General features: G+C 41.5%; 11 protein-coding genes. 4 read left to right on the forward strand and 7 right to left on the reverse strand.

Annotation, left to right across the window (positions count from 1 at the left end; all coding sequences use genetic code 11):
• Positions 1-65: 65 nt before the first annotated feature.
• The 7 genes from pulA to U6A24_RS21885 all read right to left on the reverse strand — a co-directional run bounded on the left by pulA (position 66) and on the right by U6A24_RS21885 (position 7,895).
• A complete protein-coding gene (pulA, locus tag U6A24_RS21855; protein WP_324182157.1) occupies positions 66-2,051 on the reverse strand; it encodes a type I pullulanase in 1,986 nt (661 codons plus the stop codon).
• A 94-nt stretch (positions 2,052-2,145) separates the two neighbouring features.
• Entirely contained in the window at positions 2,146-2,577 is a 432-nt protein-coding gene (locus tag U6A24_RS21860) for a GNAT family N-acetyltransferase (RefSeq protein ID WP_324182168.1), read from the reverse strand.
• Between the two features lie 113 nt (positions 2,578-2,690).
• On the reverse strand, positions 2,691-4,517 hold the full coding sequence (locus tag U6A24_RS21865; protein WP_324182158.1) for a serine hydrolase: 1,827 nt from the start codon (positions 4,515-4,517) through the stop codon (positions 2,691-2,693).
• A gap of 210 nt (positions 4,518-4,727) precedes the next feature.
• Positions 4,728-5,084, reverse strand: coding sequence for a YciI family protein (locus U6A24_RS21870; protein ID WP_324182159.1), 357 nt, complete (start codon positions 5,082-5,084; stop codon positions 4,728-4,730).
• Between the two features lie 41 nt (positions 5,085-5,125).
• The gene (locus tag U6A24_RS21875; RefSeq protein ID WP_324182160.1) at positions 5,126-6,391 is read right to left on the reverse strand and encodes an RNA polymerase sigma factor; all 1,266 of its coding nucleotides are present in this window, start codon (positions 6,389-6,391) and stop codon (positions 5,126-5,128) included.
• Positions 6,392-6,400: 9 nt separating this feature from the next.
• On the reverse strand, positions 6,401-7,069 hold the full coding sequence (locus U6A24_RS21880) for an SDR family NAD(P)-dependent oxidoreductase (RefSeq protein ID WP_324182161.1): 669 nt from the start codon (positions 7,067-7,069) through the stop codon (positions 6,401-6,403).
• 169 nt (positions 7,070-7,238) lie between these two features.
• Positions 7,239-7,895, reverse strand: coding sequence for a DUF4386 family protein (locus tag U6A24_RS21885; protein WP_324182162.1), 657 nt, complete (start codon positions 7,893-7,895; stop codon positions 7,239-7,241).
• Between the two features lie 251 nt (positions 7,896-8,146).
• Here U6A24_RS21885 and U6A24_RS21890 point away from each other — a divergent pair, with 251 nt between their 5' ends.
• The 4 genes from U6A24_RS21890 to U6A24_RS21905 all read left to right on the forward strand — a co-directional run.
• Positions 8,147-8,593: a hypothetical protein gene (locus U6A24_RS21890; protein ID WP_324182163.1), complete on the forward strand. Its 447-nt coding sequence runs from the start codon at positions 8,147-8,149 to the stop codon at positions 8,591-8,593.
• Positions 8,594-8,900: 307 nt separating this feature from the next.
• Positions 8,901-10,748 (forward strand): glycosyl hydrolase family 18 protein, encoded by a 1,848-nt coding sequence (locus tag U6A24_RS21895; RefSeq protein ID WP_324182164.1) that lies wholly within the window; start codon positions 8,901-8,903, stop codon positions 10,746-10,748.
• A 339-nt stretch (positions 10,749-11,087) separates the two neighbouring features.
• Complete coding sequence (locus tag U6A24_RS21900; RefSeq protein ID WP_324182165.1) at positions 11,088-15,878, forward strand: BspA family leucine-rich repeat surface protein; 4,791 nt, start codon at positions 11,088-11,090, stop codon at positions 15,876-15,878.
• Positions 15,879-15,958: 80 nt separating this feature from the next.
• Positions 15,959-16,507, forward strand: a 549-nt coding sequence (locus U6A24_RS21905; RefSeq protein WP_324182166.1) for a hypothetical protein, incomplete at its 3' end; no start/stop codon positions are given.

Below are 16,507 nucleotides of genomic sequence, written 5' to 3' on the forward strand. Positions count from 1 at the left end.
TGCTGACCGAAGTCTCGCTTTAAACAATATGAGACTTGCCTTGAAATCAAAATTGTAACCTTCACTTACTTCTGAAAAACAACACACATGGATATTGGAGGCACTGCAATGGTTCCGGTTACTCGTTGGGTTCCTTCTTGATCAAAATTATCTCCTAAAACAGCCAATTGCCATTCTCCATTAAGTTTATAATTGACGGCTTTCTTATTCGCATTGTAGATTACATATATATTCTTCCACGAATCTTTATTGGCATGATTACTTATTTGATAGCTAATCAATCCATTTTCTACAGTTTTGAACACGAGGTTGTTATTTACCTCGGTGGCTTTGGTCATTCTGAATGCAGGATGTGCTTTTCGTAAGGCGATTAGGTTCTTATAATAGTCTACCACATTGGCACTGGTAACTTTCCAGTTCCAGTCGATCTGATTAATTTCATCAGGAAGATTATATGAGTTATGTTCTCCTTTTTTATGTCGTAGCATTTCCGCTCCGGCGTGCATAAAAGCAGTTCCCTGTGAGGTCATTACTACAGCATTCGCCAGTTTATGCATGGCAACAATCTCTTCTTTGGTGGCATCCTCTCTCGATATCTTTAACTTATCATATAAGGTGTGGTTGTCATGACAGGAAACATAGGACATTGATTGCCAGGGCTCATTGGCCCATGGTGCTTTAGAATAATTGATTGCGCTATATGATATTTGTGGATGTTTTATGGCGCCCACAATCCCAAATTTCACAGATTCTTCGGTATCCTTGGCTCCACTAACAAACCCTGTACTTTTTTCATCAAAAACAGAACCCTTCAAACCGTCCCGAATATCGTCACTAAAGGCAGTTATTTGCGGCATTTCAAGGATATTCTTTTTTAAAGCTCTTTGGTCTATGGGTAGTGGAGAATCTCCAGCAGTCCAACCTTCACCATATACAAAAATATCAGGATTCACTTTTTTAACCGTCCTGGCTACCTCGTTCATTGTAGCGATATCATGAATGCCCATAAGATCGAATCTAAAACCATCCAGATGATACTCTTTTGCCCAATAAGCCACAGATTCTGTGATATACTTTTGCGTCATAACCCTGTCTGAAGCAGTTTCATTACCGCAGGCAGAGGCATCAGACAGTTTACCGTCATCCCAATGTCTATAATAATATCCAGGTGATTCTAAATTGAAATTTGAGTTTTCGGTCCTACCGGTATGATTGTATACGACATCCAAAATAACACCGATACCATTATCGTGAAATGTTTTCACCATCTGCTTAAACTCTTTTATTCGAACTTCGGCTTTGTATGGATCTGAAGAGAACGAACCTTCAGGAACATTATAATTTTGTGGGTCGTACCCCCAGTTAAATTGAGCACTATCCAATTTGGCCTCATTGATAGAGTAGTGGTCGTATGTGGGCAGCAGATGAACATGAGTAATCCCCATTTCTTTAATATGATCTATACCCGTTGCTACTCCATTTGGGCCTTTGGTTCCTTCTTCTACCAGACCAAGGTATTTACCAGGCATACTAGAACCAGATTCTGGATGTATCGTCATATCTCTAATGTGCAATTCATAAACAATAGCCTCATTGGGAGATGTTATTCCAGGTCCTTTATCTTGTTTCCAACCCTTGGGATTGGTTGTTTCAAAATCTAGTACCATGGCGCGCTTTCCGTTTACACCCACAGCTTGAGCATAGATTCCCGGAGTTTCCTCGAGCCATTCACCATTAATCAATACCTGATAAGTATAGTATTTTCCATGATGATCACCTTTTATGGTTTTTGTCCATATACCCTCTTGATCAATTTCCAAAGGATGAGTTTCCAGCGGTAATCCATCATTACCTTCTTTATAGAAATGCAGTTGAACTTCATCGGCCGTAGGAGACCATAGTTTAAACGTTGTAGATTCTTTGCTATAGGATAACCATAAATTGGCTTCGACTGGAGCTGGATAATCAGTATAACTGGTATATGTTATTTTCTTTTCGGCACAGGAGTTCATGACGAGGGCTAACAATAATACGCTCAATACGCGTTTCATAATTTTAGTTTTTATGTGGTTGGTTTCAATTGGTTAATTGCTCGGTATATCAAAGAAACTATTTTTCTATAGATTAAAGAAAAATATCTCCTATTTATTCTTTAAGATTAAACTCAAACAACACAATTTCTTCGATATCTTGTATTCCATTGGCCGCCAAATATGCTCTTTGTGCTGGCAGGTTAGATTTTTCTGTGGCTACCCAGGCCTCTTTACAACCCAGATTTTTACCGTATTCACAAAGTTGTTGTATTAATGCACGACCAATGCCTTTATTTTGATAAGATTCGACAACACTAGCTTCATTAATAAAAAGCTGTGGGTCTTTATCGGGGTGTACATAATGCAATCCCGAAGCCATACCCACAATAGTGTTTTCATGATACGCCAAAAGTAAATGATGTCTTGGATCGGATAAAAATTCTTGTGCCCGTTCTGGTTTTATGGGATAATCAAACAAGGTGTCACCCACTTTTATCATTGCCTCAAGATCGTCAAGAGTAGCTGTTTTATATGTAATTTTCATTGTACTCAATAACCTGGTTTTTAAAGCCCTTAAGACTTGTCTTGAAGTCAAAACGATTTTCAAATTGATGCTTCGTGGTTTCCAGCGAGATGGTTTCCTAAAAAAGCTAAGGCTTAAATCGCTTTTTTCTTTTTCTCTTGCATTTTTTCAATCATTTTTAAAGCATGGGTGTTTTCAGGATCCATTGCATAGGATTTTTTATAGTTCTCTATCGCCAATTCAAATTCCTCCAGTTTCATACACGCTTCGGCATAACTGTCATATACATTCGAACTTTTTGGATACAAAATGGTGTTTACTTTGAATATATCTTTTGCCAACTTTAATTTGTCTGAATACATCATATTATAGCCCAATCTATTGATACTCGATTCCTTAATTGCAGGATCTTCAGGATTTGTTTTCATGAGTTCTTGATATGCACTTAGAGCCTCTTCAAAGTTTCCATCTTCCAGAAATTCGACCGGTAGCTTTTCATCATCGTTTAAACGTGAAAGCGTAGCTTCTACTTTACCATTATCGACATTATGCACAAGCACGTTCATTTGGTTTATTTGATTATTCAATTTAAACTGAATGGGGCGCTCATTTTCCCTACTGATATAGGTAGTATCCGATATTTTTACCAATTCTACAGGATCTTCACCAAAGCTTTGCTTAAAAAGTTGATTTCCCCGGTTAAACACTTTGGTGTATCGATCTTTATTCAAACAATATCGACCTGCCAGTTTTTCAAGTACTGTTTCTTCAGTAGCTAATTTGCTATAGGTTGGAACAAAATCATCCCATTTGTAGGTAAGTGCCACAGATCGTATAAGTTCTGAAATAAACCTGGGGTGATTTGAGTTGGTCAGTATTACAACGCCATATCCTTTATCCTTGTGTGCGACCAATTCGCTAGAAAAGCCTTCGTCCCAACCACCATGGCCAAAATAGACTTCATCTTTCCTTTTATTAAGAAAAATCCCTAATCCGATATGGTCTTCAACAAAAGGGGTTAGCATTTTTGATACCATATTTTTTGATAATACAGTCGTATTTTCACCTTTCAGCGCTTGTTGCATATTAATAGCGAATTTGGCAAGGTCTTCGGCTGTTGTCCATAATCCTGCCGCAGCCATTTCTGGGTAGGTATGTCTTTTGCCTTTGGTCATATCACCATTGGGGACATAGCCCGTCGCTGCCAATTTTAATTGCTCTCCCGTTAAAGGTTGATTGTATGTACTATGTGTCATTTGCAGTGGAGCCAGAACCAGTTCGTTCATTAATTCGGGGAAAGGTTTCTTTTCAATATCGATCATCATTTGTTGCATGATGGTGTATCCACCTCCAGAATACCTAAAACTTTCCTCAGGGACCTTATTTACATAGATAGGAGGAGAGTTTGCCGGTTCGGTTCCATTTAAAACCTGTATTAACGAAGGAACTGGAAGGTCGGGACTGTACCCTAAAAAACCGTGAACCGTAAGACCACCAGAGTGACTTACTAAATGTTTAAGCGCTACCTTTTTTTCTTTGGTAAACTCACTATCAGGTATTTTCCAGGATTGCAAATAACTATTTACATCTTCGTCAAGATCTATTTTGTTTTGTTCAACCATTTTTAAAGCCCCGTAAGCGGCAACCGGTTTACTTATCGAACCTGCCTGAAACAACGTTTGCTTTGTAACAGGTTCTTGAGTTTCTTTGTCTACCACGCCATAGGTTTTGGACCACGCTATCGCATTCTTATTAATCACAGCAATACTCACGCCGGGTACACCGTAATGTTTCATACGATCTTCGATGGTCCAGGTCGAGTCACCTTCTATATATACAACCGGAATAAGACTTGTTTCTACTAATTTGGTGTTGTCTGGAGTTTCAACAACAGTTTTAGGAGTTTTTTTGCAAGAAGCCAATAGGCCTGTAACGCAGAAAATAACAAGGAGTTTTTTCATGATAGAAACAATTAATTGATGAATTTATATGAATATAATTATTAAATTATTTAACAATATAAATATATATGTAGGGATCATATTCATGTTTAATTAAACTTTAAGATTATACGATTTAATATTTCAAAAGATATCTATGACTGAAATAAACTGAAAAACCCCAGACAATACGACGTGGCTGGGGTTTTTATCCTTGTGTTTTAGAATAACCTAATTAATTCCTTCAACCTTTTTTATGGGTCTCACTTCGACTCTCCAAATACCTTCTTCAAACCGTGGGTCTTTTTTGGTGATTTTGATAGCTTCGTCCAGATCTTTGGCTAATAAATGATAATACCCCGAAATGATTTCTTTGGTTTCGTTGTATGGTCCATCGATGATTTTACCATCTTTATAGGATAAGATACGACCTTCCATTTCCAAAGGTTGTGCCGATTTCATTATGCCTTCTTCCATAAGACCTTTGATGTATCCACCTACTTTTTCAATATGCTGTTGTAATTGTTCTGGGGACAAATCTGCTTTTGGTGCTTCTTCACTTCGAATAAATAACATGAATTCTTTCATTGTTTTGTTTTTTATGATTTATACCCTTATTACAATCGAGTTTATGAAATAGGGACACTCTTGTTTAATTTTTTTTCTAAAAGTTCTATATCCCTTGCGTTTGTGCACAATGAAATTGCTTTTTGTAAATGTTCTTTGGTAAGTTTTTGCAGATTTTCTTGGATATAAAATTCTGCCAAGGTAGCGTGAAAAAGATAATGATGACCAATATCCGACGTATTTTCCAATGACTTTAAGAAGTCTATGGCAACCCTATTTCCTTTTACTTTGGCAAGAGGAACACTGCGGTTAAGTTGCACCAGAGGAGTGTCCTGAAGCACAATTAGGCTGTCGTATAATGACAGAATTTCATTCCAATTGGTGGTTTCGAAGCTAGGTGCGATACAATGATGCCCCGAAATGGTAGCCAGAATTTGATATACCGATACGGTTTTGCTATTTGTAGTTTGATTAAGGTAATGTATACCGGCATTCATTAGGGTAACGTTCCATTTTTGCCGATCTTGTTTATGCATTTCGACCAGAGAACCCTCTTCAATTCTGGCTTCAAATCTAGCAGCATTAAAGTACATCAAAGCCAATAGGGCATGGACCTCAGATTTTTCTGTGATGTTTTTGGTGTTTCCTAAAATTTCAGCCAAACGAATGGCTTCCAAACAAAGATCGTATCGTATAACTTTATTTTGTTGTGACGGACTATACCCCTCATTAAACAATAAATAGATCGTTTTTAAAACAATATCCAAATGCTGCACAAAATCGGTAGTAGCTTCAAAAGAAATTTTAGCAAGGCGCAATTGTTTTCGACCACGAACCAATCTTTTATTTATGGTTTCTGTTGAAGTAAAGAAAGCACTCGCAATTTCGGAAATACTGAACCCACAAAGAATTTTTAAGATTAAAGCGATCTGAGAGTTTTTTGAAATAGAGGGATGACAGCAAGCAAACATCATTTTAAGCTGTTCGTCTTTAATAAGCGCTTCAGAAATCTCTAATGTTTCTAATGCTGAATGGTGATGTACATGGCTTTGTTGGGATTCATAGTGTGTTTTATGTTTCTTTCGTTTTAAAACATTAATAGCATGATTCTTTGCTGCCGTGTATAACCATGCCTGTGGGTTTTCGGGTATACCTTGTTGCTGCCAATGATCGACAGCTTTTAGCAAGGTTTCCTGCACAATATCTTCTGCTGTTTCCACATTATTGGTGCCCACATAGCGTGTGATTACAGCGACTATTTTTCCGTACTCATTTCTAAAGAAATGATCGGTGAGTTGATGCGGCTTATGGGGATCACTAGATTTCATAGTTAATGCTTACCACGGAATTTCAGATTGAGTTTCAACGTTCCAAAACATACCATTTTTAAAATCACTGGTTACAAAATCAAATATTCCTTTGGCAGATTCCTCTGGAGAAAGCCGCCCGGAAGTATCATCGCCAGAAATCATCGTTCGTACCCAACCAGGGTGAATAACACCCACTTTGGGCGCCCCCTGAAGTCGATTTACCAAAATCTTGCTATACATATTTAAGGCAGCTTTAGACATACGATAGGCTACAGAGCAAGAAGGTTCAGTTAACGTAATAGATCCCATTTTGGAAGAAACATTGATCAGCTTTCCATTTCGATAGACGACAGGAAGTAACTGTTCTGTGAAAAATACGGTCCCGGTGGTATTTACTTCAAGAGTACGTCGGTAAGAGTCCTCTTCGGGTAGCGTAACATTTAGATCAGGTCCAATTCCTGCGTTATTGATTAAGATATCGATGGGTTTTCCTAAATCTTTAATCTGTTTACATGAAGTTGAGATACCTTCGCTTTTGGAAAGATCCAAAGCAATAGCAGTAAAATTTTGATGATCAATGGCAATTTTGCCTGTTCGACTGGTTCCTATAACATGATAACCTTGTTCAAGGAAGAGATTGGCAAGTGCAAAACCAATACCTTGACTTGACCCTGTGATCAAAACAGTTGTGTGCATATGTTGGTGTTTCTAATGGTACTACCAAAATAGGGATTTTTAAAGGAAAATTGTAGAGTAGGGATTAGAAATGATAACGGGCTTCGATTACTTGGTTCCTGAGCTTGCCGAAAGGCTCAGCCCCCGATGTTATTCGAACCCTAAGCGTATCCGAAGGGTAAATACTATGCTATACAGACACTTCAGAAGCATTGCGAATCATAAAAACGCCAAGCCATATAAACCAAATGATTTGAGTTATCCCAAAGACCTCTTTAAAAATATCTTGTGGAAAAACAGTAAGTATTCCAATGGTACCTACAAGAATACCAAGGTAGACTAGCAATTTGGGAAGGTTTTTACCCTGTAATGCGGCAAAGCTGAGTAACAATACCCAAATACCACCAACAATCTCGTTTCCGCCACCAATTCCTTCGGTAATAATAGTAATTCCGGACCAGATGGTCATGGCTTCTTCGGGATTCTCTGTGCCTATCATAATTACTTCTTGTAGACCAATATTAGAAATCATTCCGCTTGCGATCACAAGTCCCACCCACAATAAACCAAAAACAGCAGCAGTTTTGGAAAGATATGGAGATTGCTGTTTCATACGTTCATAGATAGCAATAACCAGTATAGCTAATACAACGCCAAATAAAACATATCCCATAAAGTTGAGTATAGAGAAGACTTCTACATTATTGGATAGAAAAGTAAGTCGTTGTGTAGGATTAGCATTGGGCTCAGGGTATTCGATGATGGCTCCATAAAAAATGAATAAAATAATATATGTGATACCTTCAAGGATCGCAGCTGCACCTCCTAGTTTTTGTAATGCTTTCATGTTTTTTCGTGGTTTGATTGAATATAAAATCGACGAACGTGTCGATTTTTTGTTACAAGCTATGGATATTAAGATGCTTTTTATGATCATCAGAAAAAAATGACCTAGTTTTTATATCCCTAAAAAAGTAATAATAATATGGTTTGCCGTAAGGAAATAGAGAAAATAATTAGTATCTTCACTAAATTAATTATTCCGAAGAAAAAGTACTATTGGGTGATGATTCTGAGGGCTTATGAGCAAGTATTATTATGGGATATTTAAAAGATTCTCCTTTTTACCATGACGCTATTAGTGAAAGACGGTATGACTGTGCCACCTATTATTTGTTTGATACTTATATCATAGCAGAAATCGATGAAGGTATTGTATATACCTGGGATGATCATGCCGAACCTATCGTAGCCGAGTTAAGCGAATTGTATGACCAAAAAGGCGAGGGGCTCGTCTTAATTTCCAACCGTGTACATTCATATTCAGTAAAACCTAGTGACTGGATCAAGTTTTTTAAAAGTGATTATAAATTAAAAGGATATGCCATTGTGAGCTATTCAAGAAAAGGATTTATAGCATCATTGGTAGAAAAACTATTTATGCGCAATCTATTCAAGAACTTTAATAATCTCGAAGATGCCATCGCCTGGGCCAAAAGTCTTACACAAAATGGTGGCGAAAAGTCTAAAGACAAGAGTGCGTAACAAATGTAAAATTCAAATACGAACCATCTAGAATCAATAAACAGGTCGAGAATCAAGATCAATCTTCAATGAATTCTCACTTTACTCCATTAAAACATGTTGTTAAGCAACAAATTTAAGTCGTTAAGCTAAAAAAGAAGTCATTATAGATCGTAATGCATAATTTGTCTTTATAAAAATTTTAACAATACGTTACGATGATATAACAGGCTTTTTTTACTTCTAAGCGGATTGTAAAAAACCAACAAGATATCATGTAAAGGTTACTATAATTTTTTTTTGAATAACTCTTAATACCTGTTTACTTATGAGAAAATTGTATTCTAATTTTCCACTACCTTTTTTTATAGCGTTGATGTTTGTTTTTTCGGGCTATGCACAAAAAAGAGTTGGATATATTCAAAGTTGGCGCGCACAACTTACTGCCGATCAAGCCTCTAAATTAACCCATGTGATTTATGCATTTGCCACCATTCACCCAGATTTAGATGGGAAATTAAATGCAATTGATGGGGCCTATTTAAGCAATATGGTATCCATCGCTCACTCGCAAGGTACTAAAGCTATTCTTGCAGTGGGAGGTTGGTTTCCTTGTAGCTATGCTCATCAATCTGGAGCTTGTGCTGCCGATGCCAATCCTGAAGCATTTAATGCAGTATCGCAAGGAAGCGCAAAAACAAACTTTGTAAATAACCTGTACAACATGGTTATACAGTATGACCTGGACGGCATCGACGTGGATTGGGAATATCCCAGTGCCGGTAGTCAGGGGTTATATGTAGACTTATTGGCAGCATTAAGAGCCAAGATGAATACGCATCCAACAAAAAATCTTGAACTGTCATCAGCTGTACCTGCTTCAGCATATCGAGGGCAGCACTTCTCGTCAGCCGCTTTCCAGTATCTTGATGAAATTCATATTATGGCCTATGATAATGATCCTAGAATTAATCATTCTACATACGCTTTTGCAGCCAGTGCTATTGATTATTGGCAAGGCCGAGGAGCATCTAGTTCCAAATTGCAATTAGGCCTTCCTTTTTACGGTTGGAACTCTAGCGGAAGTTCAATGGCCTACAAAGATATCGTAGCTGCCGATCCTAGCGCTCCAAATAAAATATATCCTAACAACAACACATGTGATCAGTCCAACGGGTATGGCTATAATGCCAAGAAACTAATTGAAGACAAAGTACAACTGGCTTTGAATGAAAATATTGGTGGTATTATGATCTGGGCCGTAGACCAGGATCACACGAGTCCTTCTAATTCGCTCCTTAATGTGATCGATGCCAAATTGAATGGCGGCGGTGGCGGCTCCGGTGGTGGAGGTGGGGGTGGATCAGGCTCTTGCACTGCATGGTCTGCCGGAACGCAGTATTATGTAGGTGATATTGTAACGTATAATGGCAGCAATTATATCTGCGTACATGATAACCCAGGTTACGATCCAGTGGTCAGTACGTGGTTTTGGGATCCCACTTCGCAAAACTGTGATGGTGGTGGCTCCGGCGGCGGAAGCGGCGGCGGTGGAGGATCGGGATCTTGCTCTGCATGGTCTGCCGGAACGCAGTATTATGTAGGCGATATTGTAACGTATAATGGAAGCAATTATATCTGTGTCAATGACAATCCGGGCTATGATCCAGTGATTAGTACATGGTTTTGGGAGCCTACTTCGCAGACTTGCGGTGGTGGCGGAAGTACTGGTGGAACCTGCACACCATGGTCGGCAGGTACGCAATACTATGCTGGTGATATCGTATCGTATAATGGTACCAACTATGTTTGTGAGCATGATAATCCCGGTTACAACCCAACAATCAGCACCTGGTTTTGGGAGCCTACATCTGCGGGATGTAAAACTGCCAGTCTGAATGCTATTCAAACCGGTAAAGATATGAATGTACAGCTCTATCCAAACCCATTACGTAGTAATACGCTCAACCTTAGTATTGATTCAAACAAAGGTGCAAACATTGATGTGAAAATTCTTGATATCCAAGGGAGACGCATCAAGAGCGTACACTTAGGCAAAGTAGGTAAAGGGCAAAGTAAATTACAGTTAGATGTGTCGTACCTTAAAGCAGGCTCTTATTTAATTCTAATCATTTCTAATCAAAATACAAAAATAGAGCGATTCATTGTAATGTAATTGCACACCAAAAATAGACAAACCAAACAAGAGGGGCCATTTACGGCCTCTCTTTTTTTTGATTATTATGAGATTCAGCCTGCGACTACGTGGTTCTTGAGTTTAAGGGTTCAGCCCTCGAATAATAAAGAAAAAAATGCAATCAAGCGGTCACCGAGCCTGCCAAAGGACTCAGTCCCAGGGGATACAAATGAACATAATATAGCTCCTATTATCCCGAAAATAGTGTATAACATCCCATTTTTAAGGAAGGTCGTCACCAATTTTTGGATACACGCATATTGAGGTTCTATTTTGCTATAAAATAATATACAAAAGTTAACAATAAAATCTTCCAACATGAAAAAGCAATTCCAATTACTAATAATCGCCCTCTTTTTAACAAACCTCACCGCTTATGGCCAAAATAATGCCTTCATCACTACCTGGAAGGTAGGAGAAAATGGGTATGGAGATGGAGACCTGACCGTTACCATACCCACCACAGGCGGTGGTTACAACTACACAGTGAACTGGGGCGATGGAGACATTGAGCATAACCAGACCTCCAACGCTGAACATACCTATACCACTAGAGGGAAGAAAACCATTTCCATTACAGGCAATTTCCCCAGGATCTATTTTAACAATGAAGGAGACAAGGACAAGATTCTGACTGTGGAAAAATGGGGCGATATCCAATGGGCAAGTATGGAAAAAGCTTTTAATGGATGTATCAACCTGCAGGTTGCCGCCACAGCAGATGCACCCGACCTGTCTGGAGTAACAAATATGGGTGGGATGTTCGCTGGCGCTACATCATTCAACCAGGATATAAGCAATTGGGATGTAAGCAAGGTAACGAGCATGGGGGGAGTGTTCCATGAAGCCAGTAACTTCAACCAGGACTTAAGTGGTTGGGATGTAAGTAGTGTAACAATAATGACCGGTATGTTCCAGAGAGCCACTAACTTTAACCAGGACATAGGCAATTGGGACGTAAGCAAGGTCATCTGGATGGACCATATGTTCCAGGAAGCCGTTAACTTTAACCAGGACATAGGCGATTGGGAGGTAGGCAAGGTCACCCGTATGGGTCATATGTTCCATGAAGCAGTTAACTTCAACCAGGACATAGGCCGTTGGGACGTAAGCAAGGTCACCAATATGACGTGGATGTTCCAAAGAGCTGTTAACTTTAACCAGGACATACGCAGTTGGGACGTAAGCAAGGTCACGAATATGGCATCTATGTTTTGGGGAACCACTGACTTCAATCAGAACATAGGCCGTTGGGACGTAAGCAAGGTCACCAATATGAGAAGGATGTTCAGTGAAGCCAGGAACTTCAACCAGGACATAGGCGATTGGGACGTAAGCAAGGTCGCCAGTATGGAATCTATGTTGAACGGTAGTGGCTTGTCGGTAGCCAATTATGGGGCCACATTAGAGGGCTGGGCAGCCTTACCCAATACCCCCTCAGGGATCACCCTGGGAGCACATGGATTGGAATCCGGCCCAATAGGAGCCTTTCCCAGGCAAATACTGATAGACGTTTATGGGTGGACCATCGCAGGAGATACCTATTCACCGGCGGCTCCCTTTATTACCACCTGGGCGGTGGATGCCGGTGGGTCTATTACCATTCCCATCCATGGGGATTATACCTATAACTTTACCATAGACTGGGGAGATCATACAGCAACGGCAATTGAAACAAATGATCCCAATGATGCCGACCTTACCCATACCTACACAGATAAGGGCACCTATGAGGTGCGTATTTATGGAGATTTCCCAGCTCTATTTTTTGCGAATGCAGGGAGCAAGGACAAGATACAGACCGTAAAGCAGTGGGGAGGTATTCAATGGGCAACCATGTTGGACGCTTTTCATGGATGTAGCCAACTGGATATCACCGCCACAGACGCTCCCAATCTGCAAAACGTAACGGATATGCGAGGGATGTTCAAAAGAGCTGTCGACTTCAACGGGGACATAGGCGATTGGAACGTAAGCAATGTTACCGCTATGAGTGGGATGTTCGAAGGAGCCGCTAACTTCAACCAGGACATAGGCAATTGGAACGTAAGCAATGTTACCGCTATGAGTGCGATGTTCAAAGAAGCCACTGACTTCAACCAGTACATAGGCAATTGGGACGTAAGCCAGGTCACCACTATGGGTTTTATGTTCGATGGAGCCACTAACTTCAACCAGAACATAGGCAATTGGAACGTAAGCAATGTTACCAGTATGGCAGCTATGCTCCAAGGAGCCACTAACTTCAACCAGGACATAGGCCGTTGGGACGTAAGCAAGGTCACCAGTATGGGTTTTATGTTCTGGGGAGCCAGTAACTTCAATCAGTATATAGGCGGTTGGAAGGTAGGTAATGTCACCCATATGAGATCTATGTTCGAAAAAGCCAGTAACTTTAACCAGAACATAGGCGATTGGGACGTAAGCAAGGTCACCGATATGAGATTGATGTTCGCAGAAGCCAGTAATTTCAACCAGGACATAGGCGATTGGGACGTAGGCAATGTCACCACTATGGCAGTTATGTTTCAAAGAGCCACTAACTTCAATCAGAACCTGGGCAAATGGAACGTAAGCAAGGTCACCACTATGGCAGCTATGTTGAACAGTAGCGACTTATCCGTGGGCAATTATGGGGCCACATTAAAGGGTTGGGCGGCCTTACCCAATATCCCCACAGGGATCACTCTGGGAGCAAATGAATTGGTATACAATCAAATAGGAGCTCCTCACAGGCAAAAACTGGAAGACCTTCGATGGATTATCACAGGAGATGACAGGGAAGACGACTACGAGGATCCTACGGTTACATTGGCCCTGATCACCCTGACACTGGATGAAAATGGTGAAGTCACCCTTTTGGCAACTCAATTAGGCAATGACAGCACAGACAACATTACACTAACTGAAGATCTTATATTCAGTTTTGATGCCGATGGCAATGAAACCGCTATGATCTTTGACTGCGACGACTTGGGTAATCATCAAGTGACCCTCTACGTAACCGATGAGGCTGAAAACTCATCAAGTGCGGCTACCATAGTGACAGTAGAAGAGCATTTGGACAACCTTGTAGCCATTGCCAAAGATGATATAACCGTACGGCTAGATGCCAGCGGGCTGGTAAGCATCACACCTGCGGATGTGAACAATGGTTCCAGCTATGGTTGTGACAACACTCCAAACCTAAGTTTGGATAGGGATACATTTACGTGCGATGATGTGGGCACCCCGGTAACTGTGACCCTTATCGCTACCCATGGCAATCAAACCGCCACGGCAACTGCCACAGTGACCGTAGAAGCGCATTTGGACAACTTGGTGGCCATTGCCAAAGATGATATCATCGTACAGCTAGATGCCAGCGGACAGGTAAGCATCACACCTGCGGATGTGGACAATGGTTCCAGTTATGGTTGTGACGGTACCCCGAACTTAAGCCTGGATAGGGATACGTTTACCTGCGATGATGTGGGCATCCCGATCACGGTGACCCTTACCGCTACCCATGGCAACCAAACCGCCACGGCAACCGCCCTGGTGATCGTGACCATGGAAGCGCATTTGGACAACTTGACGGCCATTGCCAAAGATGATATCATCGTGCAGCTAGATGCTAGTGGGCAGGCAATTATTACACCTGGGGAGGTGGACGATGGTTCCAGTTATGGCTGTAACGGTACCCCCGACTTAAGCCTGGATATAGATAGTTTTGATTGTGATGATGTGGGCACCCCGATAACGGTGACCCTTACCGCTACCCATGATAACCAAACCGCCACGGCGACCACCACAGTGACGGTAGAAGAGCATTTGGACAACTTGGTGGCCATTGCCAAAGATGATATCATCGTACAGCTAGATGCCAGCGGACAGGTAAGCATCACACCTGCGGATGTGGACAATGGTTCCAGTTATGGTTGTGACAGTACCCCGAACTTAAGCCTGGATAGGGATACGTTTACCTGCGATGATGTGGGCATCCCGATCACGGTGACCCTTACCGCTACCCATGGCAACCAAACCGCCACGGCAACCGCCCTGGTGATCGTGACCATGGAAGCGCATTTGGACAACTTGACGGCCATTGCCAAAGATGATATCATCGTGCAGCTAGATGCTAGTGGGCAGGCAATTATTACACCTGGGGAGGTGGACGATGGTTCCAGTTATGGCTGTAACGGTACCCCCGACTTAAGCCTGGATATAGATAGTTTTGATTGTGATGATGTGGGCACCCCGATAACGGTGACCCTTACCGCTACCCATGATAACCAAACCGCCACGGCGACCACCATAGTGACGGTAGAAGAGCATTTGGACAACCTTGTGGCCATTGCCAAAGATATCACTGTGCAGTTGGATGCCAATGGAGAGGCGACCATCTTGCCAGAAGAGGTGGACAATGGTTCCGGTTATGGCTGTAACGATACTCCGGAGCTGAGTCTTGACAGGGATACCTTTAGCTGTGAGGATGTAGGTACCCCGGTGGTGGTCACCCTTACCGCTACCCAGGGCGGTGAAATGGCCACGGCTACTGCCCACGTGACCGTGGAAGCGTATTTGGACAACTTGGTGGCCATTGCAAAAGATATCACTGTGCAGTTGGATGCCAATGGAGAGGCGACCATCTTGACAGAAGAGGTGGACAATGGTTCCGGTTATGGCTGTAACAACACTCCAGAGCTGAGTCTTGACAGGGATACCTTTAGCTGTGAGGATGTGGGCACCCCGGTAATAGTAACCCTTACCGCTACCAATGACAACAATACAGCCACGACAACGGCCCTGGTGATCGTTGAAGCGGCCGGGAATTGTGAGTCTGAGTCTGAACCCCTTGCAGATTTCAATAGCGGGTTTTCTCCTAACGGTGATGGCATTGCCGATTTCCTGGTGATCGAAGGTCTTGAAAAATATGGGAACAACGTAGTCAAGATATACAACCTAAGCCAACGCTTACTGTTCAGTACCCATTATGACGGGCCGGGCGATGCCTGGGACGGCACCCATAAAGGCAGCCTAGTTCCCGTGGGTTCCTATGTATGTGTGATCGACTTTAATGAACCGGGATTGGGCCACGAAACAAAAATGATCTATGTTAATTATTGATCTTGTCGGGTTTCGAGAGCCTCAACCCTCGACAATCGAATTCTTAACTCCTAATAATAAACTATAAATACATAATACATATGTCCAAACAAAATTTTAAAACGAAATTAGCCGAATTAGAAAACATACCACAAGACTTGGTAAAAGCACCAGCGCAACCCGTAGATGTAACTACGCAAGAAGCCGAAAACCTATTTATCTGGGCGCAAGAAGACAAAAAAGTACTGATGAGTATAGGATTGGATTGGGAAAAATATGTAGAGGATCTACCGATACGTACCGGAGCGTGCCGATATGCACAAGCCCTTTGGCACAAAGAGCGCTATAGCCAGGAAGAAGCTGCCAAGGCCTGGAAAGAAGAGTCGCCAAAAGCCTATGCCTTTAGAAATGACTTGTTGGCCGATATGCGTTTTGCGTTTAGAAAACGCCCTGATCTATTAGCACGGGTACGAACTATTGCCGGGGGCGATGGCAATGCCGATATGATCCAGGATCTGATGGATATCAGTGTACTAGGAAAAGCCAATGCCACCGAATTTGAAGCGACTAATTATGATATGGCTCGCTTTGATCTTGCCGAGCAAAAGTCAGATTGCCTGGCCGAGCTATTAGCCAAAGCCAACGGTACT

It is taken from the genome of Aquimarina gracilis (assembly GCF_035285365.1).
In the GTDB taxonomy this organism is placed as follows: domain Bacteria; phylum Bacteroidota; class Bacteroidia; order Flavobacteriales; family Flavobacteriaceae; genus Aquimarina; species Aquimarina gracilis.